At 53.8% G+C, this 25,883-nt stretch carries 23 protein-coding genes and 1 tRNA gene; 12 read left to right on the top strand and 12 right to left on the bottom strand.

All coding sequences use genetic code 11. The features are described 5' to 3' along the window. From PG871_RS03235 to PG871_RS03215, 5 genes are read left to right on the top strand one after another with little or no spacing between them, the layout of a single operon-like run. Positions 1-453: an OsmC family protein gene (locus PG871_RS03235; RefSeq protein WP_054001081.1), complete on the top strand. Its 453-nt coding sequence runs from the start codon at positions 1-3 to the stop codon at positions 451-453. A gap of 41 nt (positions 454-494) precedes the next feature. After that, a complete protein-coding gene (locus PG871_RS03230; RefSeq protein ID WP_270725887.1) occupies positions 495-1,565 on the top strand; it encodes a C4-dicarboxylate TRAP transporter substrate-binding protein in 1,071 nt (356 codons plus the stop codon). Positions 1,566-1,599: 34 nt separating this feature from the next. Beyond that, on the top strand, positions 1,600-2,151 hold the full coding sequence (locus tag PG871_RS03225) for a TRAP transporter small permease subunit (RefSeq protein WP_270725886.1): 552 nt from the start codon (positions 1,600-1,602) through the stop codon (positions 2,149-2,151). Further along, on the top strand, positions 2,148-3,452 hold the full coding sequence (locus PG871_RS03220) for a TRAP transporter large permease (protein WP_270725884.1): 1,305 nt from the start codon (positions 2,148-2,150) through the stop codon (positions 3,450-3,452). The genes PG871_RS03225 and PG871_RS03220 overlap by 4 nt, the downstream gene beginning before the upstream one ends. An 11-nt stretch (positions 3,453-3,463) precedes the next feature. Beyond that, on the top strand, positions 3,464-4,336 hold the full coding sequence (locus PG871_RS03215) for a dioxygenase family protein (RefSeq protein WP_270725883.1): 873 nt from the start codon (positions 3,464-3,466) through the stop codon (positions 4,334-4,336). Between the two features lie 516 nt (positions 4,337-4,852). Here PG871_RS03215 and PG871_RS03210 read toward each other — a convergent pair. Continuing rightward, positions 4,853-6,010, bottom strand: a complete 1,158-nt coding sequence (locus PG871_RS03210) for a hypothetical protein (RefSeq protein ID WP_270725882.1) — start codon at positions 6,008-6,010, stop codon at positions 4,853-4,855. A gap of 400 nt (positions 6,011-6,410) precedes the next feature. Beyond that, positions 6,411-9,917, bottom strand: a complete 3,507-nt coding sequence (locus tag PG871_RS03205; RefSeq protein ID WP_270725881.1) for a P-loop NTPase fold protein — start codon at positions 9,915-9,917, stop codon at positions 6,411-6,413. 772 nt (positions 9,918-10,689) lie between these two features. Here PG871_RS03205 and PG871_RS03200 point away from each other — a divergent pair. From PG871_RS03200 to PG871_RS03190, 3 genes are all read left to right on the top strand, one after another. Beyond that, positions 10,690-11,247 (top strand): recombinase family protein, encoded by a 558-nt coding sequence (locus tag PG871_RS03200; RefSeq protein ID WP_270725879.1) that lies wholly within the window; start codon positions 10,690-10,692, stop codon positions 11,245-11,247. A gap of 794 nt (positions 11,248-12,041) precedes the next feature. Continuing rightward, positions 12,042-12,719 (top strand): hypothetical protein, encoded by a 678-nt coding sequence (locus tag PG871_RS03195; protein WP_270725878.1) that lies wholly within the window; start codon positions 12,042-12,044, stop codon positions 12,717-12,719. Between the two features lie 120 nt (positions 12,720-12,839). Further along, on the top strand, positions 12,840-13,202 hold the full coding sequence (locus PG871_RS03190; protein ID WP_270725876.1) for a hypothetical protein: 363 nt from the start codon (positions 12,840-12,842) through the stop codon (positions 13,200-13,202). Positions 13,203-13,432: 230 nt separating this feature from the next. On the opposite strand, the gene PG871_RS03185 is transcribed toward PG871_RS03190, so the two are convergent. The 4 genes from PG871_RS03185 to PG871_RS03170 all read right to left on the bottom strand — a co-directional run bounded on the left by PG871_RS03185 (position 13,433) and on the right by PG871_RS03170 (position 18,181). Then, positions 13,433-13,924, bottom strand: coding sequence for a DUF4411 family protein (locus PG871_RS03185; RefSeq protein ID WP_270725874.1), 492 nt, complete (start codon positions 13,922-13,924; stop codon positions 13,433-13,435). After that, a complete protein-coding gene (locus PG871_RS03180; protein ID WP_270725865.1) occupies positions 13,924-15,183 on the bottom strand; it encodes an ImmA/IrrE family metallo-endopeptidase in 1,260 nt (419 codons plus the stop codon). The genes PG871_RS03185 and PG871_RS03180 overlap by 1 nt, the downstream gene beginning before the upstream one ends. Positions 15,184-15,570: 387 nt before the next feature. Then, positions 15,571-16,677, bottom strand: coding sequence for a tyrosine-type recombinase/integrase (locus tag PG871_RS03175; RefSeq protein ID WP_270725863.1), 1,107 nt, complete (start codon positions 16,675-16,677; stop codon positions 15,571-15,573). Between the two features lie 409 nt (positions 16,678-17,086). Further along, positions 17,087-18,181: a tyrosine-type recombinase/integrase gene (locus PG871_RS03170; protein WP_270725860.1), complete on the bottom strand. Its 1,095-nt coding sequence runs from the start codon at positions 18,179-18,181 to the stop codon at positions 17,087-17,089. 253 nt (positions 18,182-18,434) lie between these two features. Here PG871_RS03170 and PG871_RS03165 point away from each other — a divergent pair, with 253 nt between their 5' ends. From PG871_RS03165 to PG871_RS03150, 4 genes are all read left to right on the top strand, one after another. Continuing rightward, on the top strand, positions 18,435-18,971 hold the full coding sequence (locus PG871_RS03165; RefSeq protein WP_270725859.1) for a helix-turn-helix domain-containing protein: 537 nt from the start codon (positions 18,435-18,437) through the stop codon (positions 18,969-18,971). Positions 18,972-18,975: 4 nt separating this feature from the next. After that, positions 18,976-19,272 (top strand): hypothetical protein, encoded by a 297-nt coding sequence (locus PG871_RS03160; protein ID WP_270725857.1) that lies wholly within the window; start codon positions 18,976-18,978, stop codon positions 19,270-19,272. 4 nt (positions 19,273-19,276) lie between these two features. Continuing rightward, positions 19,277-20,176 (top strand): HNH endonuclease, encoded by a 900-nt coding sequence (locus PG871_RS03155; RefSeq protein ID WP_270725854.1) that lies wholly within the window; start codon positions 19,277-19,279, stop codon positions 20,174-20,176. 131 nt (positions 20,177-20,307) lie between these two features. Beyond that, the gene (locus PG871_RS03150; RefSeq protein WP_270725852.1) at positions 20,308-20,778 is read left to right on the top strand and encodes a hypothetical protein; all 471 of its coding nucleotides are present in this window, start codon (positions 20,308-20,310) and stop codon (positions 20,776-20,778) included. Between the two features lie 216 nt (positions 20,779-20,994). On the opposite strand, the gene PG871_RS03145 is transcribed toward PG871_RS03150, so the two are convergent. The 6 genes from PG871_RS03145 to PG871_RS03120 form a co-directional block, all read right to left on the bottom strand. Next, on the bottom strand, positions 20,995-22,551 hold the full coding sequence (locus tag PG871_RS03145) for a relaxase/mobilization nuclease domain-containing protein (RefSeq protein ID WP_270725850.1): 1,557 nt from the start codon (positions 22,549-22,551) through the stop codon (positions 20,995-20,997). Further along, positions 22,548-23,018: a plasmid mobilization protein gene (locus PG871_RS03140; protein ID WP_270725848.1), complete on the bottom strand. Its 471-nt coding sequence runs from the start codon at positions 23,016-23,018 to the stop codon at positions 22,548-22,550. The genes PG871_RS03145 and PG871_RS03140 overlap by 4 nt, the downstream gene beginning before the upstream one ends. Beyond that, positions 23,015-23,872: a hypothetical protein gene (locus PG871_RS03135; protein ID WP_270725845.1), complete on the bottom strand. Its 858-nt coding sequence runs from the start codon at positions 23,870-23,872 to the stop codon at positions 23,015-23,017. The genes PG871_RS03140 and PG871_RS03135 overlap by 4 nt, the downstream gene beginning before the upstream one ends. A gap of 155 nt (positions 23,873-24,027) precedes the next feature. Next, positions 24,028-24,104, bottom strand: a tRNA-Arg gene (locus PG871_RS03130). Between the two features lie 87 nt (positions 24,105-24,191). Further along, the gene (locus PG871_RS03125; RefSeq protein ID WP_270725843.1) at positions 24,192-24,674 is read right to left on the bottom strand and encodes an RNA pyrophosphohydrolase; all 483 of its coding nucleotides are present in this window, start codon (positions 24,672-24,674) and stop codon (positions 24,192-24,194) included. A 361-nt stretch (positions 24,675-25,035) separates the two neighbouring features. Beyond that, a complete protein-coding gene (locus PG871_RS03120; RefSeq protein ID WP_108890982.1) occupies positions 25,036-25,881 on the bottom strand; it encodes a crotonase/enoyl-CoA hydratase family protein in 846 nt (281 codons plus the stop codon). Positions 25,882-25,883 lie beyond the last annotated feature (2 nt).

Genomic DNA, 25,883 nt, shown 5'->3' with positions numbered 1-25,883 from the left:
ATGAAGACTGTAGTGACCTACAAAACCACTGCTCAGTGTCCGACACCCGCGCGCACGGAAATTCCAATCCGCGATCTGAACGTCACAGTTGATGAGCCTGCCGAACGTGGCGGCACAAATCTGGGCGCGACCCCGACTGAAACCGCGCTGACCGCGCTGATCGCCTGCACCAATGTCATTGGCCACAAGAACGCCAAACGTCTGGGCGTCGATCTGGGCACAGTCACAATTGATGCGGACTGCAAATTCGACCGCCGCGGCGTGTTGATGGAAGAAGAGATCGACCTGCCGTTTCCCGAAATCACACTCACGGTGAATTGCACCACCTCTGCCAGTTTGGAGGAACTGGCAGAGGTGGGCGCGGAAACGGCAAAGTACTGTGCGATTGCTAAATTGTTCGAAGCGGCCGGAACGGACCTGACTGTGAATTGGGTCAAAACCGGCGAAGTTTAATCAAGAGGCTGAAAGGCCTGACTTTCTGGGAGGAAAAAATGATGAAACGCACCAAAATCAACCTGATCGGCGCCGCTGTGGCTGCTGTTATGGCTGTACCGGCCGTCGCGCAAGAAAGCGTGTCTGCTGTCGTGATCGATGGCTATCCGGACCGGGCCTTGTGGGTAAAGGAATTCTCGAATTTCTTCATTCCCGAAGTGGACCGCCAGCTTGGCGAAGCCGGCGCATACAAAATGAACTGGCAGGAAAACTATGGCGGGTCGATCGTAAAGCCCAAAGGCGTGCTTGAAGGCGTCCAGTTGGGCCTTGGCGACATCGGCATTGTCACCACGATCTTCCATTCCTCGAAATTGCCAAGCCAAGGCATTTCCGGCTCAACGCCATTCGTTGCCACAGATGCCCGTGCTGTGGCTCAGGCCGTGGACGAAATCGCACGTGAGTTCCCTGCGATGCAGAACGAATTTGCAGCCCAGAACCAAGTCTATCTGGCGACCGGCGTCGTGCTGGACACCTATCAGGTGTTCTGCTCCGAAGAAGTCTCCTCGGTTTCTGATCTCGAAGGCCGCAAGATCGCCGGTGCGGGCCTGAACCTGCGCTACTTGGAAGGCATCAAAGATGCTGCTGGTGTACGTGGCGGTCTGACCGATTTCTACAACATGGTGCAAACCGGTCTGGTAGATTGCGCAATGCTTTGGCCTGAAGCCGCCAAAACATTCAAAATTGCCGAAGTGGCGCCTTACATGCTGCGCGCAGACCTTGGTGCTGTGAACTCCAAGACAGTGACCGTGAATGCGGATTATTGGGCCAAACTGCCTGATGGCGTAAAAGAGGTCCTGCAAGATGTTGCCATCCAGTACCGTGACCACGTTGCGGGTATTGCCATGGATCGCGCAGCCGCATCGCGTGACGCCTATGTCGCTGCTGGTGGCACAATTGTCGAACTGTCTGCCGAAGATCGTGCAGCTTGGGCCAATGCCATGCCAAACGTGGCACAGGAATGGGCCGAAACGCTGAACGGCAAAGGCGAAGATGGCACAGCAATGCTTGCGGCTTATCTTGGCAAACTCGCCGATGCCGGACACACCGGCGTTCGCGACTGGACCAAGAAATAATCTCTGTTTTGGCGACCTAGGAAAGGCCCGAAAAATGCTAAAGTCAGCCGCCTCTGGACTGTCCCGGGTCGCCAACTCATTTGCCATTGCCACCAACGCTTTAGGCACGCTTGTCGTGCTGGCGTTGGTGGTCATTCTAAACGTCGATGTCATCGCTCGTGGCCTGTTTGACGCACCGCTGCGTGGCACCTACGAGATTGTGCAATTCTCTGTAGTGATGATTGTGTTTTTGCAGTTGCCCGATGTTGTGCGGGTGGACCGGCTTACCCGATCGGACGGGTTTCTTGGGGTCATCCACGCCCGCCGTCCAGGTGTGGCTAGAAGCATGCGCCGCATCATCAACGCGGTCTCTGCTATCTTCATGGGTTTGATTGCATACGTCACATTCCCCGAATTCCTGCACATGTGGGACACACAGGATTACTTCGGTGTGCCCGGCTTGTTCACCCTGCCTTGGTGGCCGGTCAAATTGGTCATAGCAAGCGGCACAGCGCTGTCTTGCCTGATCTTCGTATTCAAGGTCATCAGCGCGCAAGATCGCCCCGAGATGATCCGAGCCCCTGAACATGATGAGGCGTCCAAATGACCCCGATCGAAATTGGCCTGATCTCGGTCATTGCTATCGTCTTTCTTATCTACTCCGGCGTCTACATTCCGGTGGCCTTGGGCGTCGTGTCGTTCCTGTCCATCTGGATTATGCGCGACAACTTCACTCTGTCCCTGAACCTGCTGAAAATTGCAGTCGGCGACAGCGCTATGGAATACAGCTTTGCCACCATTCCGTTGTTCACCTTTATGGGGCTCATAGTCTCGAAGGCGGGGCTAGGCAAAGACATCTACGAAGTCATGACCATGCGGTTTCGCAAAGTCAAAGGTGGCATTGGCATGGCCACGGTCGGGGCAAACGCGGTGTTTGCCGCCGTCACCGGATCATCCATCGCCTCGGCCTCTGTGTTCACCAAAGTGTCGGTGCCGCAGATGATGGCGCAGGATTACAATCCTCGTTTCGCCGTCGGTGTTGTGGCCGGGTCCTCCGTTCTGGGGATGATCATTCCGCCGTCGGCGATGTTGATCATCTACTCCTTTGTGGCCGAACAATCAGTGGGCGATATGTTTCTCGCTGGCGTTATTCCCGGCATCCTGCTTGCTGTCGCTTACGTCGGTGCAATCTGGTTCATGGGTCGTTTTACGCCAGGGTTTGTGGGCGGACGCGTTGTTGCGGACACCGAATGGATGTCTGGCCGCGAAATCGCCTCCAAAACCTTGCCGACATTGGGTCTCATCACCATTGTTCTTGGTGGCATCTACACCGGCTGGCTGACCGCGGTTGAGGCCGGCGCGACCGGCGCCATGGTCGCCCTGTTGATCGCGGTTGTGCGCAAATCCATGTCGCGCCGCGCATTCTGGGACGCGCTTTTGGAAACCGGCCACATCACGGCGGCCATCCTGTTCCTGATCACCGCGGCGTCCATCTATAGCCGGATGCTAGGCCTTGCCGGACTGCCCAATCAGCTCCAGGATCTGTTGGCGGGCAACACATCATCGTTCTGGACCATCATGTTGCTTTATGTCGTGCTGATGTTGTTTCTCGGAACGTTGTTGGACACGGCGTCGATCATCCTGATTGTCGTGCCATTGTTCCTGCCGCTTGCCGAAGCGCTGGATATGTCGCTCATCTGGTTTGGCATCATCACAGTGGTTGGCGCTGAGATCGGCCTGCTTACACCGCCGCTCGGGATTTCCTGCTTTGTGATCAAATCCACGATCAACGATGACAGGATATCGCTCAAAGACGTCTTCATGGGCGCACTGCCGTTTGCTTTCGTCATGCTGATCATCCTGTTCATCCTGATCGCCTTCCCAATTCTCAGCCTCGCTCTCACCTAAGGAGCCATCTCATGCGCAACGTTACCAAAGACAACATCACCGATGTTTTTATGGGCTACTTGTCCGAAGACACCAATCCGCGCGTGCGCGAAGTTATGGGTGCGCTTGTTCGCCACCTGCACGACTTTGCCCGCGAAACGAACCTCACCCATGAAGAATGGCGGACCGGCATTGCTTTCCTCGAAGGCTGTGCGGCCATTGAAACTGAAGATCACCATGAATTTGTGCTGGCCTCTGACGTGCTCGGCCTGTCGTCTCTGGTCGATATGCTGCACTCCAGTCCCACCGCGACCAGTTCATCGGTGTTGGGGCCGTTCCACGTTTCAGGCGCGCCGCCCTTGGCAATCGGAGGTGATATGAAACGCCATTATGGCGGGCCGGTTTTGCTTGCCGAAGGCATGATCAAAGACGAAGCAGGCAATCCAATTGCAGGGGCAGAACTCGATATTTGGCAAACCGCACCCAATGGGATGTATGCCAGCCAGGACGACGAACAGGACACGTTCTCGTTTCATGGTTTGATGACTGTGGGGGATGACGGCCGGTATGGATTTACCACCGTCAAACCAGTGGAATACACCGTGCCATCCGACGGTCCCGTGGGCGACATCCTGCGTGCCTGCGGTCGCCATCCATGGCGCCCCTCGCATCTGCACTACATCGTCAAAGCCCCCGGATATCGCACGTTGGTCACAGAGATTTTCCCTGAGGATGATCCCTATCTGGATCAGGACACAGTGTTTGGCGTGCGCGATGACCTTGTGATGACCTATCACAAGAAACCAGCGGCCGATTTCCCTGAAGGAATGGAGCTGTCCGGCAAGGTGACAGAGCCGTTCCTGCATGTGGAATTTGACGTGACATTGGCCGCCGAGGGTTCCTGAGCCGCCCACGTAAGTGGTCCCGTTTGAGAGTGAGTGGATGATTGGCCTGGTTTCCATCGGAACGATGGTTTCCGGCGCCGGCGGGCTCTAGCCCTGAATGACTAACGCAGCGCCTATCGGTCCACATAGGCGCTGAAGATAGACAGATATTTACGAAGATTGAGTGGCGACCCCGGCAGGAGGAGTCGTCAAACGCCGCCAGAAACGACGCAAACCATTGTTTTTGAAAAACAAAAACGGCCAAGCGCGAGGTGTACTTTGAGCGTAGTGTCCGGTACACCACTCGAACAGGCACACGTCTTTTGTGAAGTTTTTTGCGCCTGATTAACCTGTTTTCTTGGTCGGGCACCCTCCCTCAAGCCAGCGGAATTCTCGCGTTCTTCACGAAAAAATGGCGCGCATTCGCCGCGCTGCCAGCATCGCCCGTCAAAAGACTGACTATATAACGAACACTGGGAAACACAGATTGAAATGGGAGGTCATTGCATAGCCTTGCCCCCCAAATAACTTTCAGGTCTACTTTGCCTTCCGGCGATCTGCATGCTCTTCATATGCCGCCATCATAGACTTCGTATACTCCAAAGTGTTCGAACTAAATTCCGCTATTCCGGGCCAAGCGAAGAGCGGGTCATTGAAAACCATATCGCAGTCAAGACTTAGGCCCAGCGCTTCTGCAACGGCCATTGCTTGGACTGGTTGTTTTTCTTCAGGCCAGTAGTGCGTTTCAAATGTGATCCAAACGTCATTTTCCTCATCCACACTCACCCTAGCCAGTTGCGCCCCGAGGCGCTCGGCGAAGTTATTTGCATCGTCCATCAAGGCGCTTCTTATGAGGGCGGTTACCTTCTCTTCATCGAGTTCAAGTTTCATTGTTCTATCCACTATTTTTACAATTGGTTCACCGCGGCCACCCTGTGCTGGCCCCTCAATCAATTGCGGCGGCGCATCACTCTCATCCAGCCAAAATGGCTCGCTAAAAATGTCGATCGGAGATGCTCCGCAAGCAGGACAATGCCAAAGATTTTTTGCAATTTGGATTCCGCTAATCTTGCCATTGCAGTGCAAGCAAAACCATGTATCACCGTCTTTTCGAACCCCTTCCTTGCTGTGGAACAAAGGATGGCGCACCACTCCTTTCGCGTCCGGCTTGGTCGATCTTCGAGGCCAATCAGACGCTATTCTTGCGTGAATGCTCTCGCTCTCCCTGCAAGCGATTTTGACAGCCTCGCGCAAAAATTCAGAATTGCGGACAGGGCTAGTCTTTGAGTACCCTTGGTCTATTTCAACAATTGGGGACGCGTTCGGTGCTTCCGGAACAATGATGCGCCAGCCTTCGCCATCCATGTGGATATCGTCGGCGGAAACGGTCAACTCGTAGTGCTGGTCTTGAAGTATCCCCGTTTTAACGGCGTCCGAGGTATCGAATAGCGCTCCGAAATTGCCTTCGCATTCGTTGCCAAACGGATTTGCCTCATCGACCATGCTTTCCAGCCTTGCCAACTCCTCTCCTTTCGCAGCCCAACCTCTTTTGGATTCAATCTGCAACCCGTTCCAACGTCGGAACCCAAATTCGGTTGCGAAGAAGTCGAGTGCCTCTTGTTGCGAGATGCGTTGAGCCTTTGCAAAACGCTTGGCGAGTCTTTTGATGTCTCTGATTTTTTGGTTCGATGCCATGATTCATTTCCATCTGAATCCGACTAGGTGCCCGCTGCTAATCAGACCCTGCATATTGCAAGGTGATTGTTTGAAGAATGAACGCTGCATCGCTTCGCATGGCGGGCACACAGGCCCGCGTAAGGGCCTACTTTGGACAATCCGCCATCGATGGTAGGTTGTCAAGGAAGGTGGTTATGCTCGCGAAATATCGCGGGAGTGTTTGAAGCAAGATGTGCGGATTACCTGATTTGTCGTAGACGCCCTCGGACGGCAATAAAGTGGAAAATGGCGTGCAGTGTTTGAGATTTCATAGCGAAAGTAAGAGCAAGTAACCGTTATGTCTTTGAACAAACCAATAAGTCGGCGAACACTCAAGCAGCAGAAAGCCGAGTGGACAGTTAACATCCCCAATTCCAATTTATTTTTTGGTAGGGAACCAAAAACTTGGGTCGAAGACAGATTTGGTCTTTCTCACACCGTAGATCGCTTCCGAAACAGAACGAATTAGATCGCGATCTTCCTCAGCATTGGAGAAGCTTTGCCACGCCCCTTCCAGCATTTTGGTTGTGCTGGTTTCGGCTGCATTCTGAAAGTCCTTTAGTTTCGCATAACCCATTCCAATAAAGATTTGCAGTGCGGCTGAATTCCGGCCTTCAAGAGCTGGAATCAGGAGTTGACGAATGACGTTGTCCTTTTCCGCCTTCATAATTCTGTCGCCGCGATGCGCAACGTTGGCGATCAACTGCGGAAACGACTCCATACCAACTTCGAGGGACTCAGCAGTAACGTGCGTCACCTCTTCACGCAAAGTTCTCCAGATGTCTCCATGGTACCGCTCATCAATAGCGGACAAAAGAGTATCAAGCGACCCTGTACTGGCTCTGATGGTCAAACGCCCCGCGAGCAAATCTTTCACAACCCTTACATACGGCTTTCTGAACTTACCACCGTCCAATTCGCATCCAGACGAATCCAACTTCTCAATGAGAATAAGTGCGTTGTGGTCCATTTTGGCGATGTGCTCCGACCATTCATCCGACGCAATAGTCTTCAGCAGCCGGTCGACATGACCGTGCAAGTCTTCCCAAAGGCCATCTCCCACGGCGTTTGTGGCTCTAAGAAAGCCGGTGGGCAGTTCTTGCAATGTAAGCTCTTCCAAATTCTCATTTTCTAGCTGCGCCGCAAATTTTCTAAGAGCGTCGGTCATACCTGCTTCAGCAAGAAGCTCATGGAGGTAGGCAAAATTGGTAAGTAACGACTTTAACCCAATGGCTGGCAAGCCTTCTCCGCTGAACAGTTGGAAGACGACCTGAGAAACGGCTCTATGTTCGCGGTGCTTCTTCCCAAAATTTATCCAGAGGCTAGCTTGCTCGGAAGCAATCGCCATATCTGCAATGCGCCTTGATTGGCCGTCCCCGATTTCAACCTCACCCTTGAGTGTAGCATTGAAGGTTTCGAATGCATCTGAAGTGTCAGTAGAGTGTGTTCCATCTTCTTGAAATGTCGTGGGTATAGAAATCTCTTGCCCAATCTTTTTTTGCAACAAAAACAACAAGTTCGCCTGTGCGACTTTGCTAGAGGATGTTTCACCCTCCCCCAAATTGTGAAAAAATAGGCCTTCGGTGAGCGCATCGTCGAGTTCAATTTCATCTCGACGATCTTCGTCGATTTTTCGCCAAGTCATAGCGACGATTTCGATTAGATTTGCGACGTTCTCGGGCTCTACCTCATCTTCTTGAAGCGATGACAGGCATGAATTTGCAATGCTCAACCACTGATTATCGTCGAGCAATCCGTTTTCCTCAAATTGAGTTAATGCTGGGATCGCTAGAGCCGGATATTTAGTGAACTCTGTCTCAAAATAGTCGCTGTCGTCTGGTGTGACGATTCTAACAGAACCGAAATCTGAAAGTTCAAAACCAGCCTTTTTGATCTCTGAACTTAGCCCGAACATGAACTCCGGCGTACTCGGCGGGCTTTGACGTCCTAGAGCGATCTGCAGTTCTCTCCCCGCAGCTAATGGGGAAAGCGCTTCGTTTAGCTGGCGAAGTACGGAAGAAAGACTTTGGCCATCAAGGTATCGGTGGCTTTTTTGCTGATGAATACCCGCAAAAACTGCATCAATGAAATGCGTCGTAACACCTGATATTTGCTGTTCATCAGCGATTTCGAAAATAGGTAAAAACGGTTTATGTTCATCGTCCGTAATCAGAATAGTTTCTACGTGGCAAAACGCCTCCAAAATGGAGTTTACTATGTGGCTCTTTGCATCGCCACTGTAAGTCTTGAGCAGCGTTGAGATGTTGCCCACCGACTTCCCAAACTCACCTGTACTCATCCATTCTTCGACATTATCCTGAAGCACATCGTCAACACGCAAATCGAAACCAGGCGCGTCAGACAAATTGACTAGTAGACTAGCGTCCTCAGCGATCATCGCTTTGGCAATCTCGTCGTCCAACAAAATCTGAAAAGCCAGTTCCACTTCAACGTTGAAGACCATCGCAGCCAAGTTTTGAACCAGCTTTTCGTCACCGGCCAGTTCGACGATTTTCTCATTCAAACCTTTGTCGGAATTCAAGACTGATGGTTTTTCTGACAAAAGGTCTTGATGTGCCAGAAAAGTTGCCACTGTTGGCAATTCGAATTTGCCATCATGTAGTTCGTAAAGTCCGCTCAGATCATTGACGAAAGAAACAATTTGTCGCGGCGTGGTCGTGCCGCCTTCAACGTTCAAGAGTTCGCAAAAAATTCGATATGTTCGAAACCTAACATCGGCCGAAACCTGCCTTGGCAGCGCTTCTTCAAGTTTCGCTGCGAAGAACTCTCTTGCATTCGATAAGACGGGCGGTGCCACAACCAACACCTCGTCAAAGGTTTTTGAAAACAACTCCCGAGAAGCAAGGCTGCTGAGACTGTGCGACGTCGAGAACCCATCGCCATTACTTTCGCTTTCGTTAACTCCCGCTTCAATTTGTTTCCGAGCAAAGGGGACAATTGCGGTTATTTCTTTGTGTTTGCGTTGCTTCCCTGAACTCTTCTCACCATGGGTTCTCGAAAAAATCGAACGGACCAGTGCCCAGTAGTCTTTGATTTCGTCTTTAGGAAGTCTGTCGATATTATCCAGCACAACAACAACCCGATCTTGATCAGACTGTACGATGCCCAAAACTTCTCTAAGGGTTGTGTGAAACTCATAGTCATTTGGATCGACTTCGCGAACTCTTTGAACAACCTTGTGGTCTTGGTGTTGTCGAGAGCTGATCAGCAAAAGGCGTGAGATTACAGCTTTGAAATCGGCGTTTTTACCACCACCTTCCCCGCGACGATACTTCACAAATGCCAGTACAAGTGTGCCAACCATAAAAATGAGGAGAATTAGGAATGGCGCAGAACAAAGGAAACCCATCATGTTTCCCGACTGGCTCATGTCGTCAAAAACCTTCTTTGCCCAAAAATAGTACAGTGGAAGGAAAGGTAAAAAGACCAGAACGCCAATGCCATACCAATCCAAAATCGGCTGATTGTTGGTTTGGATTTCCCTCGTCTTTCCGTGAATTTGCCTCTCTACGTCTTCCAACTCAGATCGTTTTTTCGGGAACGTATATTTTGCCCATGTGACGAAGTGTTCCAAAAATGAGCGTCGGAAGCCCGAACCTTGCGATTTCCAAATGTCGAACGTGAAGAAATGGTAGGCTTTCTTCCCACTGCTGTTTCTCTCAGCGAGTTTTCGCGCCGCCATCTCGACTACGCTGGATTTGCCGCTTCCCCATGAACCGTCCAACCCAATCGCACTGTCACCTTTGTCAAACTTAACAATCGCTTTTGATAGGGAGTAAGCCGTTCGCTCATGGCCTCCGCCGTGAAACAAGTCCTTACTTGACGGCTCGTCCAGAATAATTTGACGGATGACTTTTTTGCTCATGTTATTCCCAAACCACTTGATCACTCTCCTTATAGTTGCTCGCACACCCGATGACAGCAAAAAAGATCTAGCTTTCTGGACTGCTCTCACCAGCCTAGCTCTCTTGCCACGAGTATCAGTGAATCCGAAGGCATCCGCTGTGTTGCGGTCTCGACCGAAAGGGCGGATTCGGACCATCAGCCGACCATACAGACGCTTCGTTTCAGGAACCGCTAAAGGTAATGGTCCGAACTTCAATTGGATCGCAAAGCCAAAAAGTCAAATGACCGCAACATACCAACCCTACTCCCAAAACACAGAAAGAAAAAATGCGAGCCTTCGTTCATAGGAAGACAACACGAGAACAACGTCAATGTAACCCGATTCCTGAACGGTTGTTTCCGAATTGTTTTGTTTCCTTTGTGAGCGCCCTATCCTGTAATGGACAGGAAAGGTTGAATGTTTTTGGCATAAAAATTTGAGGCTCTAACATCAAATAGGATGTCGAGCGAGTCCCCCCCGTAGCCCCTGCAAGTTACCCATCAAGTTGCCCATGGGTTTCGCTGAAGGGGGGGGCTCCGCAAGTTGTTGGCCACCCTCTCGCAAAAGTTGTCTTTCACAATCTTTAGAGAATTGCCCGACATCGCTTTATCCAACTGGGATGGGGCGTCTCTTTGAACCTTGCTCCATTGGGAAAGCTGAAGGGTGAGTCAATCCGTCCCACATGAATGGGATTCACATTCTGGGAAGCCTTTCCCATTATGTCTATGACTCTAGATGGAAGGATTGACCCATGATCGTCGGATATGCTCGCACATCGACAGTAGACCAGATTGCAGGCTTTGAAGCTCAGGAGCGTGACTTGATCGGTGCGGGGGCTGAGAAGGTATTCAAGGAGCAGGTCTCCTCTGTGGCACGTCGTGAGCAGCTACAAGCGGCCCTTGAGTATGTCCGTGAGGGTGACGTGCTGGTGGTGACCAAGCTGGACCGTCTGGCTCGCTCTATGGCTGACCTGATGAAGATCGTAGAGCAGATGGAGACCAAGGGCGTGTCCCTTCGCATCCTTGATATGGGCGTTGATACCAGCACCCCAGCGGGACGTCTGACGCTGAACATGTTCGGCAGCATTGCTCAGTTTGAGCGAGAGGTCATGCTTGAGAGGCAGCGCGAGGGGATTGCGAAGGCTAAGGCCGAGGGCAAGTACAAGGGCCGCAAGGCGACGGCACAGGCCAAGGCTGAGGAGGTCAGAGAGTTGGCTGCAGGTGGCATGAAGGCACTGGTGATTGCTGAGAAGTTGGGCATCGGGAAGTCCAGCGTCTACCGCATTTTGAGTGAGCGAGCGGAGCCATGAAAACAAGGCGCATTCGAATAACCCACACACTTACCCCTATCCCCGATGGTTCCCCTTAAGGTGTCTTTAAGGTGTGATGAGAGTGGCCGTGATGGTGCAGGCATCTCTATCTCCTCTCCTTGCACTTCATCGTTAGGGTGACCCTCAAGGTGTGGCTGAGGTGGAGGTGAAGATGATCGTATCTCCTTCGTCCGTTCTCAAAGACCAAGCCTAGACCCACCTGCTTCTTGGTCTGAAAAGCCAACTTGCTCGCAATTAACCCACACACTTGCACAACACCAAAGCGGTCACCTGTATTCGACTAACCCCCATACTAGCACACACCAGAACGACCACGCCTCTCCTCGCCAATGCTCTTGGTTGTCTTCATGTCATCTTCATCATGCCTTTCTGCGGCCTGAGGATGGCCGAGAGCATTGCCGTGGGGTGGTCCCCCAAGTGTCCTCTCAGGGTTCCCGCGTTGTCGCGTGCTTATGGTTAGAAGTGACGATTGTGACCCGTTCCCTTTGACCAAGAAAAGGCATTGCCTTCTTTTGTCTGAATTTTCTTTCGATGCCCGTTCGATAGAGCGTGGTCTGTTGAAACAGTAAGTCACCTGTTCCTTCGCCTTGGCAACAAACTACCCCGCAAAAAATACCCCGCTTTGCCCTTAAGTATAATAAGGGCGGGGATATCACCTCAATCGGCTTCGCCTTGGCAAGACCAAGATGGAGTTGAACACTTCAATCACACCTTCGCATCACCACAATGCACCGTAAGTCCACCTTGGGCTTGCGCAAAGGAGTCATGAGATCATGATCAATGACATAAACAATCAAGCCTTCATCACTTCTGCCTTCAAACATGAAGTTCATGACTTCCAAGGTCAGTCGCTCGACGTAATCGAGTCCAACGGCAACCTCTGGCTTTCTGGGTCTGCCATAGCAAAGCAACTTGGCTTCCGGCCACACAACGGCAGTTTCAGTCGCACCTTGGCTCGTCTCTCCGAATATGATGCTATCAAGATCGCTGAAACACCGTTCAAGTTCACCGATGGTCGCCGCAATCGTGGCCTTCTGGTCTCCCCTCGCGGCATTGTCGATCTGGTCGACACCGCCCACCGTGATGGATACAATCAAATCAAGTCCAACGACTTCATCGCATGGATGCAAGCCACCCTGTTCAAAGGTTATACTGGTGCAAACCATTGGTCTCCTGCAGCGCCCGAGAAGGTGACCCTAGAGCCGGTGTTCAGGGAGGCCGAAGGCAAGTCTTCAAACTTTACCGCTGATGAAGCGGAGGAGTACAGGAGAGCAGAACGCACCGCTATGCGCCGTCTGTCGCCCCTTCCGTTGGCCGACGATGAGGTCGAGTTCACCTACTACGGCAAATACAGACTTACGGGGATGCCTCGCCTTGATCTTCCCGAAGACTACAGCAGCCTGATTGATGAAAAAGACCCGTGGATGATCTTAAGGCTTCACCCCGCCTGAGAGACTCCCTGAGCCCCCCCCTGAAGGACAGCCCTAAGCAACCCCCACCAAAACCCCAACGACTCTGTGAGGCGCCTCTCAGCGCCCCTGTGGAGTCACGCCTGACGACAAGGAAACATCATGACCGCCTATTACACCACCCAGCATCGCCCCAATACTGAGGCTCGCAAGCTGCCCGCAGGTGGCCGTACCTATTATCTCCGCTGCCTCCGCTCCACATGCGAAGGCTTCTTTGGCCGTGCCTTCTCCGCCACTCTGGCCCCCCTTAAGGCTGACCGTATGGAAGCCTCAGGCCGCAGTCACGCTGCCCTGTGGTCTGTGCTGCGTATCCGCCCCGAAGTGGTAACCGCTGTAGACATGCTTAAGGCTCGCTACCTCGCCAATACTGGTAGAGAGGTCTCTCAGGCCGAAGTGTTGAACGCCTTGGTGCATGTGGCCCAGCTTCAGATCGCCCGCGACCATCCAGAATTTGGACAAAGTTGACGGATTGAAGGCTTATTGCCGCCAGCCTTCGGAGTTTCAGTTCGCGGGCCTTCCTCTCGGTGCCTCGCAGCCACCAATCCTTTCAGCGTGGCAAACGACTATTGACCTTCTCTACTGCGCGGGCCTCACCTACCTCTGCCTGCGGTAAAGACTGAAATCAGACATTCGTCGCATCGAGCACCACCCCCAAAAAAAGCTGGTCGAACGCTTTTGCTGAAAAAGCATGTCCGTCAGCGTAAGTTGAAATCCAAACTGCGGTACATTGTGAAGTCATCGCACCAACGCACTGAGCAGTCGTCACATGCATCTGGCAGTCGGGTTGCGCCTAGGCGCTTGGTGCGCTTTGAGACTTCTTTTGTAACAACGGTCCTGCTGTCATCAACAAGTCCATAGCCAACAAGGAAAGCGTCACGACCTACTTTTATCAGCTCACTATCTGTGAACTTAGCGTCATCGCTTTGATAACCGTCACGTAACGCTTGCTGGACCAACGCGAGGTCTGCGTCTTCATCTAAAAGTAAAGCGTTCTTAGCGTCTTCGCACTTAATCCATTCTGCCAAGTCATCGGACCCGCCAGATACTTCGTCATAAATCTCACGTGGCATCTTGATAGTATTGGCTTCACCTTGATGAATGAGCCAAGTCCAAAACTGCGGGATGTGTTCCAATGGATAGTAGGTATTCTTTGCCGTTATCAACACGTTGGCATCAATCAAGAACATCAAGGCACTCCACTCGGATTGGAGAACAGTTCACCCTTGTTTCGTTTAGCCTCAAATCGTCTCAACAGCGGTTCAACCGCAGATGGTTTCGCTCCCAGCAGGTTTGCGGCCTTCGTATAGGTAAGCGCATTGCTGCGAACGGTACGATGGACGACCTCCAATAGCGCGTTGCCTAGATTGTGAGATTTAACGACGTGCGGGTTCGGCCCGTCGCTTTCTTTCATCTTTTCCTTTTGTTTCTTGAGTGCAGCCTGCCACCGCGCCGCGTACATTTCGCGGAGGCTAGCGTAGGCACCACCACTTAGGTCCCCTGTCCGATAAAGTTGATAGGCAACCATCGGACCGCTTACGGACCACTTATAGGCAATACTATCCACCACGGCCTCTGCACCCCTGCTATCGTCAGGGTCAAACTCGGGCATACCTTTGCGGAAATGTGCAGATGGCAAGAGAAACTCTCCAGCCACATCGTTGCAAAACCGCTCAATCTTGGCGGTTTGGTTTAAAGGTGTTTCGGCAGAAGCCTGACCGCTTACTCCTGTGGCGCCAAGCCAGATATGGGCAAGTTCGTGCATTAGCGTAAAGGAACGGGACGGCTTAGCCTCTTTTGCGTTAATCACAATAAATGGGGCGACATCATCAGCTATTGCAAAACCGCGAAACACGCTGGACGGGATTGTCGAATGGTGAGAGCCGAGATCAGACAACAGCATTACAAAAATGCCGATGTCCTCCACTTCCTCACGAAGCCTCTTAAACAGCTTGTCAGGGTCACCGCGGCGCAAGCCAACATCCGTGTAATCAAACCGAAGTTCGTTGGAGATGGATTGTACGACGGCTTTAACGCTCGTTTTGAGAGACACGGAACCTACAAAACTGCGCCCCAAGAAATCCTCGTCATCCATGAGGATGTCCCTTACGGCCTCTTGCCGAGCTTTTACATCGCGCAACAGTGCATCTAGCATGGCGTTTTCGCGCTTGGTTCGGCTGTCTGGACTTTGACGAAAATCCTGCCCTCTACGTCCGGTGCGCGGTGGTTGTTCCATGTAGAAAGCGAGCAAGGGTCTTTTGTACAACTTGGCAAAGCTATTCAGTTGTGTGCGGGACGGTTCTTTGTCGCCACTCTCCAAGGCTTCTAGCTTCTCGTCAGCCGTGGCACGAACTCCATCAGAAAACAATTTGCGCGCAGCATCTTCCAACGTGAAACCAGCTGTCTCACGCGCCCAAATCAGGACATCGGGATTGACTTTGATGGTCATAAATGCGCTTCGCCGTTGGTCTTTTTGCTCTTTGATTAATTGAGGTGTAGGACACTTTTAGGGCGACGCCTAGTGCTTAGATTACACAATGAGGACGGCTCAACGTGATCAGGAACACTCCTGGCTCTTCTTAGGCTAACGTCGCAGGTGCGTGTATTTGAGGCACAAATGTCCGCACTTGGCTGAGCATGCTTCTTTGGAGGTGCCAGCCCTGACTTTGCAAAAAGTGCTTTCTCCGTACTCCCAACGGCTACCGCCCTATACGCTTAACGTCGAGGGGCTACGCTCATTGCATGGTAATGAGGAAATCGCCTCTTGGCTTTCACTCGAGTGCGATGGACCTACCGTGGCTTTCAGCGACCGTCAGTTGGCTGTGATCTGAGCCGTCTAGAAACCCTCAAGGTGGCCGTCTTTGTCCAGCAAGGCGGTCACTTTACTTTGGGCCGCTGTCAGTTCCTCAAGGTTCAGGCCATGGTCATATGGGTCCGAAGACTTTGCCTGCGTCGCCCAGCCACCTAGATCATGGGCGTCGTCGATGGAAAGACCAGCCCTGCGAGAGGTCGTCTTCCAAGTGTGTCTTGTTGAATGGAAGTTCAAACGGCCATCGGTCTCCACTCCCAACACCTTGCGACGTAGGTTGGTGAAAGCTTTTGATGCTGCCTTGGCCGTGTTCGTCTTGGGCGCAAGTGGGAAAGCGTGGAACAGGCGCTGATGGCCACCATCAACGGCGGCTTGCCTCAGTCGCTTAACAATTGGTTGGGCGACCACTGGAACAGGTACAACCCTTTTCGCATTATCTGTCTTCCCTCCTTCAATGAAAAAGACCGAACCATCCTCGTAGGTATCGTCAACGGTTACCTTTGCTATCTCAGTGATACGGGCACCAGTGACCAAACCAAGCCGGAACAGGTCACCCAAACGGTCACCCTGAGGCACAACCTCAAGTATCTTTTGGGTTTCCTCAGGTTTGTATTGGTCCGTCTTCGCTTCCTTGGTCTTCTTCGCTCTTGGGACACCTTCGGGTGTGTCAAAGGGGTTGACGTCAAGGTCTACTTTCTTGTGGGCCAACGCCCAGCGCCAGAGACCGCGAAGCATTGTTGTGGACTTCTCAACTGTCGCCAACGTCAGACCTTTGCCCGTCTTCTTTGATTTCTGTGAGGGGAGGTAGGAGCCACGAAACTCCAACACCATCTCGGTTGAAAGATCGTTCAAAAACAACGTGTCTTTTGTAGTTCCGGTGAATGCGCACAAGTGGTTGATCGCCGTATGAAGTTCATTAACCGACGTCGGGCCAAGGGGCTTGTAGCCAAAGCCGTTCCCCTCTGCTCTATCATTCAAATACTGAACAACCGCACGGGACACCGGAAGGGATTGCGCAGTGGCCACCTTGCCGAATGCCTTACGCTGGCTCTTTGGCGCTCTCTCAATTTCATCGTACAGCACCTCACGGACCATTGCAGGGTCTTCGGCCTCTCGCATGGCGTCAGCCCACATCTCCGCTCTCTCTAGGCTGAACCTGTCACGCGCCCTCTGTGCCATCTCCAAGGCCCGCACATCGGCCAAGTAAACGTCTCGCAGCTTTCGTGCCGTGGGCAAATGTTTCTCGCCGCCCATTGAGCGGATAATCCACGTCCCCAACGACTTCCCTGACCAAGGGCTTACGGTCCCCTTGAGGGCTTTTGGGGTCTTCATGCGGAATCGGTAGGCTGTGCCTTGGCCTTTCGGCTGTTCAATGTATTGCATCTGAGGCTCTTTCGGTGGTGTACTCCCGTGGTGTACATGACACCGCAAACGAAGTACATCCCGCCTTCAAAGCCTTTGATTTAAAGGAATTTTTAAAGCTGGCGACCCCGGCAGGATTCGAACCTGCAACCTGCCCCTTAGGAGGGATGCGTTCATAGCGCTATTCCTTATGTGATTTCTTAGAGTTGGGTGTTTGTACAGTGTCATCTTGTACGTGGTTTGTGCGAAAACGGGCCCTGATGTCGGCCTCATCGGTCTCTGCGTGGGCATAGATGCGCATAGGCAAATTCGGGTCTGACCAGCGGCCAGCTTTCGCTGCAGTGACCGGATCAACGCCTTGCCGTACGACCAATTCAGTAAAGAAACCGTGCCGCCCAGCGGGGTGGGCTGACAGGTACGGGATGCCCGCGCGCTTGCAGATCGTCTTCCAGCGCGTGTTGTAACCGGTGGAACTTCCATAGCCGAAAACGCGCGCCTTCATGAGCTTGCCGGTCTTGCGATTTTTGGGGCGTTTAGGCGGCAGTGCAAGCAGCTCGTCCATCATCTGAGGTGAGACGGTTATCCAACTTTCTGGATGGCCCTTCTGTGCTTTCACGCGAACTTTGTTTTCGTGCGGTCGAAGGTCATCCGGCTCCAGTGATACAGCCTGATCAATCCGTGCAGCCGTCTCGAACATGAAGCGGACCAGCGCAGCATTGTACGGATCAGCAGCACGGCAAAATGCCTCGATCCATTCCTTATCAGCTGGCGTGCGCTCGACGCGGCTAAGCTTGCCGCGCCGCTTGTCCTGCGCGATCCGCTCGAACTTGTCGTAGGGTTTCACCCGGATCAGCGGCGTTCCATCCAGCTCGTGCGCATTGTTGATCACCGCACTGGCGGGCGTCACGATTTCACGCCACCAGGTATCGGTCGACGCTTTGGGTTTCAGCTTCGGCCCAAGGCTCTTCAATAGCGCCCCTGAAATCGCACCTAGCGACAGGTCGCCGATTGCTTCGACAATCGGGATCAACTGCTTCGCTGCCTTAGGCGAAGCGTTGTAGAGCATGATTGCATCGGAGAACGTCTTGCTCGGTTCATCGCCCACAACATAGCGGCGGATCTGACGTTCGGTCTCATGGTTTATCCAGTCCCGTGCGCCCTCTTCTGTAGATGCCTTAGTGCTTCGCCGGTATGGGCCGGCGATTGGCCTGCCGTTGTATTCAATCCACCCCCTGGCCCAGTAAACGCGGCCCCTCTTGTAGATTTTGAGCGGCATGACTGGCCTCCTTCAAAAATCGTATCAATCTGCGCAGGCGTGATCAGCATGGTCCGCCCGAGGCGATAAAAGGCGCCGGTCTCATTGGCGCGTTCACGCAAAGTGCGTTCTGAAATATCGATCCCCATCCCGGCCATAACTTCGACCCACTGCGCGGGCGTTTTTCCAAGCCCCAGGATCTGAGAGCTGTCTGAATAGTTGGTCTCTGCCATTTCAGTCGTCCTTGTCCGCTTAAGTTGAATCGGCGACACGCATGGAATCGCTTGTTCTGCACCTTCTGACGTGGTCAGATGTGATTAACTGTAAATGTTCGTCATTTTTTGCAAAATTCGCGAATTTCGGCGAAGTAGTCAATTGGAAAATGCAGATGCCGCAGAAACATGCTGATCTTTTTGCTGCAATGGGTGCTCGTCTCACCATTGCTCGCAATGAAATCGGCTTCTCACAAGCGGCCATGGCGGAAGCTATCGGTGTCTCACCGCGCGCGTATCACAGCTACGAAAAGGGCCAGCGAGGAATGCCTGTAGAAGCCTTGGTCGCGATGGGTGAGCGGTTCGAGGTGGACGTGCCCTGGCTGCTACTCGGCACCAAATCCATTCGGGCTGGACATGATTTCGAGGCCCTCAAGCACATCGAAAGCTCGCTGGATAAGCACCTCACCGAAGAGGGCATAAAGATCAAAAGCGAAAAGCGCGGGGCCATCGTTGCCCGATGGTATCAATCGCATGTCGAAGGCCGTGAAGTGACGGATGACGACGTGCACACATGGATCGAGTTGGTAAGGGAGTAATCGGGTGAACAAAGCAAGCAAACGCTGGAACATGTTGAGGCACTCAGTTTTGGAGCGCACCCGTCGTGAGATGATTGAACCCTTTGGACCGCTTTACCTGATCCTCCTGGGAACCAGTGTGTTCTACCTGATCGGCTTGGGGCGACTATCATTGGCACAACAGACCGCCGAATACTCGGTTTTGGCCGCCATCATGATTTTCGCAATCGCTGCAGCGGGCTTGGCACTTCCATTTTTGACAGGTGCGGTGCTGACCCTACGCGCGGCCGATCGAAAATTGGAACGCCTACAACGCAGGTGATCCGATGGCTTTCGGCATCTTCATCCATCGCAGCGACTCGATCTACGACGACATTCCCTCTGAGCGGTATCAGTTTCCCAAGCAATACCTCTCTCGCGCCCAACAGTGCGAAGGGGATTGGATCGTCTACCTGGAGCCAAGCAAAGTCAAAGAGACCAAAGGTTACTTCGCTGTCGCCAAGGTCCAGGAGATCATTCCGGATCCTAGGAAGCAGGACATGTTCTTGGCGGTGATCGAGCTAGGAACGTATCTTGATTTCGGCGACCCTGTTTCATTCCGGGACGAGAATTCAATCATCGAAAGAGGATTGCTGAACGATCAAGGCAAGATATCCGGACGCGCGCAAGCCGCAGTAAGAACCCTTTCAGCTGAAGACTTTGCCCGAATAGTCGAACGTGGCCTTGGACGAGATGAGGACATCCTGCCTCGCGTGGGCGACACGATGCAGATGCCAGGGTTTCAAGATGCTCAAACACCTTTCCAACACATGCCCGCTCGAGAACGCGTCAACCAGCTGACCAATCGCGCGGTTCGCGATCGTAATTTCAGAAAGAACGTCCTGCGCGCCTACGGCGAGCGCTGCGCCATCACTGGTTTGCGTCTGATCAATGGCGGCGGCCGTGCCGAAGTGGAAGCCGCTCATATCAGACCTGTAGAGCATGACGGCCCCGACATCGTCAGCAACGGGCTCGCCCTGTCTGGAACTGCGCATTGGATGTTTGATCGCGGTCTCGTTGGTTTAGCTGACGACCTGACTATTCTGGTTTCCCGTCAGAGCAACGACATCGAAGCCGTGACATCGATGATCAACGCGTCCGGCAAGATCTTGGTGCCGGACCGCCTCGCCAACCGGCCAAGGGCGGAATTTGTGAATTGGCACAGAGAGAACTGTTTCAAGCATTAACGATACTCAGTGCGGACATTGGTGCAAAACGCAGCTAACGGCCGGAAAGAGCCCAGACTAACCGATGCTGCATTGTGAACGAAGGTCAGTTATCGTGGAAATAGAGCTCCGCAATAAAGAGAAAATGCAACATGCCTGATGTCTGTGACCTTGTTTGGAATGAGTACGAATTTCTCATCAACACCTATGAAGGTTTCAATACGTTTAGTTTTACCCTCAAAGGGTGGTCAGTCACAGTCGCCCTCGCGGCAATCTTCGCGGTCTATTCTGAAAAGCTCGGCGCTCAAGGAAAGGTCTTGCTCTGGTCCGCGGCGCTTTGCGCTTTGCCCTTTTGGGGCCTAGATGGGCTTTGGAAGCTTTACCAAGAGGCTTATCTTGCAAGGATCGACTATCTTGAAGGCATACCCGACTGCACGGTCGCAGGGCCGCATAGCTACGGTGTAAATCTGGGTTGGACGACAGCCTTTGCAGAGTTAAAGTTTTCTCCGGTTGCTTGGGCGTCTGCAGCGCTCAAAACCGCATTTCCTCATGTCTTCGTGTTGGCTTTGGGAGTTCTTCTTGCGGTTAGGTTCCCACCCGGGCCTGCCAGAGCTGGTGGATAGATGCGGGTGCGCGCTGCATCGGAACCGGAGTTTGCTGGCTTTGATTTTAATGTCTGTGAAGTCCGCAACACGGCCATCCTTCGCAGGCTCGCGAATGACTGGTTTCTCCGCTGCGCCCCCCCCCCAAGGAAATCGCATACATGCAGCGTTTTGCTGAAGATCGAATTCAGGGTTCCTGCTAAAGACCTTCGAACCACGTCAGAAATTGCAATAAGATCAAAGCGAATGTCCGGCGCTGCGGTGGCTATCTCTCGCGTCTAACTCTCTTTCAGCCGCTTCTCGGCGTCTTTCGCTAGTTTCCAGCTGGTCTCTAACCCCGCCTGCAGCGTCGCGTAATTCTGCTCCTCGCGCAGCAAGTCGGCCAATGTGGTGACGGACATGAGATGTGATTTCATCAATAGCGCCACGCAATGCGCCAAGCCATTCACCTTGCTTTCGATCCTGCTGGTCGAGCGTTTCTCCAAGGCGAGCAATTCCTTGGCTGAGCTCTCGCAGGCCGTCACCAACCGCTCGACGGATGCGAGCAATTCGCGTTCCAATGCTGTCAGGGTCTGTGTCATCTAGGGTTCCTTGATCTCGATACAGATGACCGGCGTCCCGGCCATGGTGCAGGTCTTCAATTCGGTCCGGTCGGGGTCCAGCGTCACCCATGTCTGCCCAGCCTGTTCGATCCGTGTCAGGCCAAGCCTCGTCATCTCCGAGCGCGTGAACAAGCCCGTCCAAAACCAACTCGCGATCAGCACTGTCGCGATCCAGGATGAGACCATCGCCACGATCACCCAGGGTGAGATCGTCAACCAGCGCCTGATCGTCTCGCTCCGCCTCTCCAACTCGCTCCTGCTGTCGCTCAGAAAGAACCTGATATCGGTCTCGATTGTATGTAGCGCGCTGGTCGCAATGCTGCTGAAATCGCTCCTGAAGCTCTCCAGCTGAGATGCCATCAAGGCGGCGTGGTCGCTGCGGTTTGTCTCCAGGTCCGCGTTCAATTTCTCGGCGAGGCGGTTCGGCTTGCCAGTCGTCATGGAAAATCTCTCCTTTCAATCGCCAGCGCTCACCGGTGTCGGGGTCTTGGGCGGTGATGTAATTCTTACTGGCACGGGCGATCTCGAATCCTGCGTCAGTGAGTGCGTCGATCATGCTGGCTCGGTCAGTAATGGTGCCGACGCTGATCTGATCGAGGATCCAATCGTGCAGCGCCTCACGACCTTGCGCGCGCGTCGGTGCTTCAATCGTCGCCCGCACTTCGCGGGCGCGTTCTGGGGCCAAAGGGTCTGCCCAACCGTGCGTCTTGTTCAACAGGTCGCGTAGGCCGGAAAAGGCGTGCTCATGCCCCGGCGGTGCGATGTTCAGCGCCTTGCCGGTGCTGAGCTCAAGGCGTGGCGTACAGAAGTGCAGCTCGATGTTGCCCTCATGCGAGTGGCGCACCCAAAGGCAATCGTATTGATCCCTGTCCAGCCCAGCAAAGGCCAGAGCCTCAAATAGCTCAATGGCCTCTTGCTGGGCGTCGGGACTGGGATCATCGCTATCGGCAAAGCTGATCACGCCTGCGGTGTAGCTCCACTTGTTTGGGCTCGCATCGATCAGGTAGCGGGTCTGATCGGGATTGCCTTGCAGCACCTCGGGCAGCGGGTCGCGGATCTTGGTTTGCGGCTGGCCGTTGTCATCACGGATCAGATTTCGGTTCTCGTCATAGGCCAGAACTTCACGCGCTGTCAGGTAGTCTACGGGAGCTGCACCGCCACCAGTGCCGGTGGAGAAGAACGAGATGATCATTCGCCGCCGCCTGTGTGCGCCGCCACGATCTGCGCCATCTGCCGCTCGATGACCACCAGTTGTGTCGCGACCTTGAGCGCATCGATCTGGCTCGCGCGGCCGGACTTGACCGCACCGTTGATCCAGCGGGAGAGCTGATTGAGGTTGCCGCCGACGCGGGCAATCGCAAAGGTCAGCTTCGGGTCAACACGGGGGACGGGCTTGCGCCGACGTGCCTCAGTCAGCCCCAAGGCCTCACGCATCAACGTGGCATTGGGCAGGCCAGCGGCGTGCGATTTGGCCACAAGCGCTGCCTTTTCCGACGGGGTGCATCGAAAGATCACGCTCTCTGAAAGGCCCTCTTTGACGCCGCTTGCGCGCGTCTGGTTGGGGTTTGAAGGGGAGGCTTGCCGCCCCTCACAAGTCCCGCCGATGTAATCGGTGGGTAACCTTGCTCTCTGCTCTTTGTTGGGATCGGTCGCACTCATGCTCTGAGCCCCGCCGCCTCGATTTCAGCAGGGCTGACCAGGTTTGCGGCCAGCAAAGCGGTTACTTGGCCGGGCGTGATATGGCGGCAAAGGGGGTGCTTGTCCGTGACCCAGTCGGCCAAGCCTTTCAGCAGTTCGGCTTCTTTGGCTTTGCCTGCTTCTCGCGCCTCCTCAACATCGTGAAGGTATTTCAACCAACGGCCAGACGTGAACCAATTGTCGGAGAAACACACTTTGGAGCGGGTGAAGCCTTCGCTTTCGGATGCATAGGCCCGCACGGCGCCCTCGAGGTCTTTGGCATCCACTCCGTCGGCCAACGCTTGGCGGATTTGTGAAAGGCAAACCGCTTTGCCGCGAATGCGATCCTCCGGATAGGCTGACAAAATTTTTTCAGAAGCTTCATCCTCCACCGCCGCCTTCGCGTGCGAAGGATTTGGTTTTTGATATGGTTTATATCTGTTCTTATAGGATTTGCCCTCTGGGGCAGATGGCTTGCCCTCAGGGGCAAATGCATCATTTTCCCTTTCGGTCGGATCGATTTGCCCATTTGGGCAAATGGAGTTGCCCAGAGCATACCAACAGGTCCGGTCATAGCGATCATCGCTGAAATTGCCTTTTATGATCAGCTCTGCGCTGACCAGCTTTTCGAGCGCTGTTCGGATCTGCTTTTCACTCAGATAAGGAAACAACTCACCAAAGGCCGAGATCGAGTTGTAGGTCCAATACCGCCCGTCTCGAAAGTTACGGCGATTGGCTTGGTTCTTCTCGATCCAAAATACGATGTTCTGGAAAATCACCGCCGCGTTCAGGCCAACACGTCCGGCGATTTCGGGATCAAAGCTATGGCGGCTCATGATTGGCCCCCGAAATACGCACAAACGTGCGAATTTTGTACAGGTTTTGTACGAGAAATCGGCCGTTTCAGTCGATTTCGCCGCAAAAGCTCACGGGACTTTATGCACGCTTCCGCACAACGTCCTGTAAATAAGCCATATTTTTCAGGTGTTTTTGGTGACCCCGGCAGGATTCGAACCTGCAACCTGCCCCTTAGGAGGGGGCTGCTCTATCCAGTTGAGCCACGGGGCCGTTGGGTCATGTTCTATCTTCACCGATTGATTTTGTCATCGGCCTTTTCTGCGCCCGACAAGCCCATGTTGCAGTCGCTGTGACGCCCTACAAAAGGTCGCCAAACTCCGCCAGAACCTGTTCATAGACCGCGCGCTTGAAGGGCACGATGTTGTCCACAAGATCCCCGGCCGCCAGCCAGCGCCACTCCGAAAACTCGGGGTGATCAACCGCGATATTCACCTGATCATCGCTTCCGTGAAACCGCATCAGGAACCACTTTTGCTCTTGCCCGCGATAGCGCCCTTTCCAGATGCGCGGCACGATGTCATGCGGCAGATCATAAGCCACCCAACCCGCGCTCTCGGCCTCGACCGTCACCAGATCAGGCAACACGCCGGTCTCTTCTTCCAGTTCACGCAAAGCCGCATCGCGTGGGGTTTCCCCTTTGTCGATCCCTCCCTGAGGCATCTGCCACGCGGCCACCTCGCTATCGAGGCGCTGTCCGACAAAGGCATGCCCGTCAGCATTCACCAACATCACACCGACATTGCGGCGATAAGGTAGCTTGGCGATCTCTTCAGGCGTCATGACAGGCTCTCCGTTTGGTGATGCTCTGTCCTAGCCAATCACAGCCCCGCGCGCAATTGGTAGACAAGACCACCGCGTCCGAACGCGGAGGCGAGAAACGGAGCCTCGACAAAGTACGAGCGGCTGATTGCACGGAATGGCGGGTTAGAGCCCATCCTGTGAGTTCGTTTTTTATGCTGCACGCGCTCGCAGCGGAAAAACTGCCGCGCATGCATCGGCTCGTGGCTTCCGCGCGACGAGAAGTGCCGCCATTCGTTCGGAGCGCACCGAGTTTTCCCTATCCTATACTCGGACGGCGGGGCTTTGTCGTAATTTGGCACGCCAACGCGAACGGTTGGTTCCAAATAATTCGCGGTTTTTGTCAGTCGAAGGGCTTATTGCTAGTCCAGTCGAAGGTCCCGGTGTCCCGTTCCTGCACTGCCTGTTTCCAGCCGGCTTGCTCCACGCGGGCTTTGAAGTTCATACCTTCGGGTGAATGGCGGGTGATGCCATCGAACACTGTGGCAAGGCGCTGTGTTTGGTTGATCTTTTCCTCTACGGCGGAATTGATCACCATCTTCTGCATGGCCAGTTGGTTGATCGGCACGGATGCCATCCGGGCGGCCAGCGCCTCGACCTCGGCATCGAGCTGATCGTCAGGCACAGATTTCAGCACTAGCCCCATCTCGGCGGCTTCGACGCCGGTTATCTTGTCACCCGTGAACATCATGCGCTTAGCCTTTTCCGGCCCCAGCCTGTGCACCCACATCGCTGTGGTCGGACAGCCCCAGACACGCGTGGGCATGTAGCCGATCTGTGCGGTGTCCGCCATGATCGTGAGGTCTGCACAAAGCGCGATATCCGAGCCGCCCGCCACGGCGTGCCCATGTACCTTGCATATCACCGGCTTCATTGCCCGAAAGAGCGACATGAAGGCCTGCGTGTTGGCCCACATGAACTGGAAATCCTGCATCGGGTCCCAGGGCATGTCCTGCACCACCTTGTTGGGGCCGTTGCCCTCGGCGTAGTGGGCCAGATCGTAGCCTGCGCAAAATGCCTTTCCTGCGCCGGACAGGACCATCACGTGCACGTCGCGATCATGGTCGGCTTCTGCCACCGCCGCCGCCAGTTCGCGCGGCAGATCATCGTCGATGGCATTCATCACTTCAGGTCGGTTCAGGGTGATCCGCCCGATCCGGTCATCTTTCTCGTACAGAACCTTTGCCATGC

The sequence above is a fragment of the Shimia sp. Alg240-R146 genome, assembly GCF_947331465.1.
Classification (GTDB): domain Bacteria; phylum Pseudomonadota; class Alphaproteobacteria; order Rhodobacterales; family Rhodobacteraceae; genus Shimia.
Note: the sequence above shows the minus strand (reverse complement) of the source record. Positions and strands in the feature narration are given on the sequence as shown.

What these genes read in the sequence shown, in the direction of transcription:
- PG871_RS03140 (WP_270725848.1), bottom strand. Translation starts at nt 23,018, where the DNA reads ATGAGTGCGACCGATCCCAACAAAGAGCAGAGAGCAAGGTTACCCACC.
- PG871_RS03230 (WP_270725887.1), top strand. Translation starts at nt 495, where the DNA reads ATGAAACGCACCAAAATCAACCTGATCGGCGCCGCTGTGGCTGCTGTT.
- PG871_RS03205 (WP_270725881.1), bottom strand. Translation starts at nt 9,917, where the DNA reads ATGAGCAAAAAAGTCATCCGTCAAATTATTCTGGACGAGCCGTCAAGT.
- PG871_RS03195 (WP_270725878.1), top strand. Translation starts at nt 12,042, where the DNA reads ATGATCAATGACATAAACAATCAAGCCTTCATCACTTCTGCCTTCAAA.
- PG871_RS03175 (WP_270725863.1), bottom strand. Translation starts at nt 16,677, where the DNA reads ATGTGGGCTGACGCCATGCGAGAGGCCGAAGACCCTGCAATGGTCCGT.
- PG871_RS03125 (WP_270725843.1), bottom strand. Translation starts at nt 24,674, where the DNA reads ATGACGCCTGAAGAGATCGCCAAGCTACCTTATCGCCGCAATGTCGGT.
- PG871_RS03210 (WP_270725882.1), bottom strand. Translation starts at nt 6,010, where the DNA reads ATGGCATCGAACCAAAAAATCAGAGACATCAAAAGACTCGCCAAGCGT.
- PG871_RS03155 (WP_270725854.1), top strand. Translation starts at nt 19,277, where the DNA reads ATGGCTTTCGGCATCTTCATCCATCGCAGCGACTCGATCTACGACGAC.
- PG871_RS03120 (WP_108890982.1), bottom strand. Translation starts at nt 25,881, where the DNA reads ATGGCAAAGGTTCTGTACGAGAAAGATGACCGGATCGGGCGGATCACC.
- PG871_RS03165 (WP_270725859.1), top strand. Translation starts at nt 18,435, where the DNA reads ATGGAATCGCTTGTTCTGCACCTTCTGACGTGGTCAGATGTGATTAAC.
- PG871_RS03200 (WP_270725879.1), top strand. Translation starts at nt 10,690, where the DNA reads ATGATCGTCGGATATGCTCGCACATCGACAGTAGACCAGATTGCAGGC.
- PG871_RS03135 (WP_270725845.1), bottom strand. Translation starts at nt 23,872, where the DNA reads ATGAGCCGCCATAGCTTTGATCCCGAAATCGCCGGACGTGTTGGCCTG.
- PG871_RS03180 (WP_270725865.1), bottom strand. Translation starts at nt 15,183, where the DNA reads ATGACCATCAAAGTCAATCCCGATGTCCTGATTTGGGCGCGTGAGACA.
- PG871_RS03150 (WP_270725852.1), top strand. Translation starts at nt 20,308, where the DNA reads ATGCCTGATGTCTGTGACCTTGTTTGGAATGAGTACGAATTTCTCATC.
- PG871_RS03220 (WP_270725884.1), top strand. Translation starts at nt 2,148, where the DNA reads ATGACCCCGATCGAAATTGGCCTGATCTCGGTCATTGCTATCGTCTTT.
- PG871_RS03145 (WP_270725850.1), bottom strand. Translation starts at nt 22,551, where the DNA reads ATGATCATCTCGTTCTTCTCCACCGGCACTGGTGGCGGTGCAGCTCCC.
- PG871_RS03170 (WP_270725860.1), bottom strand. Translation starts at nt 18,181, where the DNA reads ATGCCGCTCAAAATCTACAAGAGGGGCCGCGTTTACTGGGCCAGGGGG.
- PG871_RS03190 (WP_270725876.1), top strand. Translation starts at nt 12,840, where the DNA reads ATGACCGCCTATTACACCACCCAGCATCGCCCCAATACTGAGGCTCGC.
- PG871_RS03215 (WP_270725883.1), top strand. Translation starts at nt 3,464, where the DNA reads ATGCGCAACGTTACCAAAGACAACATCACCGATGTTTTTATGGGCTAC.
- PG871_RS03185 (WP_270725874.1), bottom strand. Translation starts at nt 13,924, where the DNA reads ATGTTCTTGATTGATGCCAACGTGTTGATAACGGCAAAGAATACCTAC.
- PG871_RS03235 (WP_054001081.1), top strand. Translation starts at nt 1, where the DNA reads ATGAAGACTGTAGTGACCTACAAAACCACTGCTCAGTGTCCGACACCC.
- PG871_RS03225 (WP_270725886.1), top strand. Translation starts at nt 1,600, where the DNA reads ATGCTAAAGTCAGCCGCCTCTGGACTGTCCCGGGTCGCCAACTCATTT.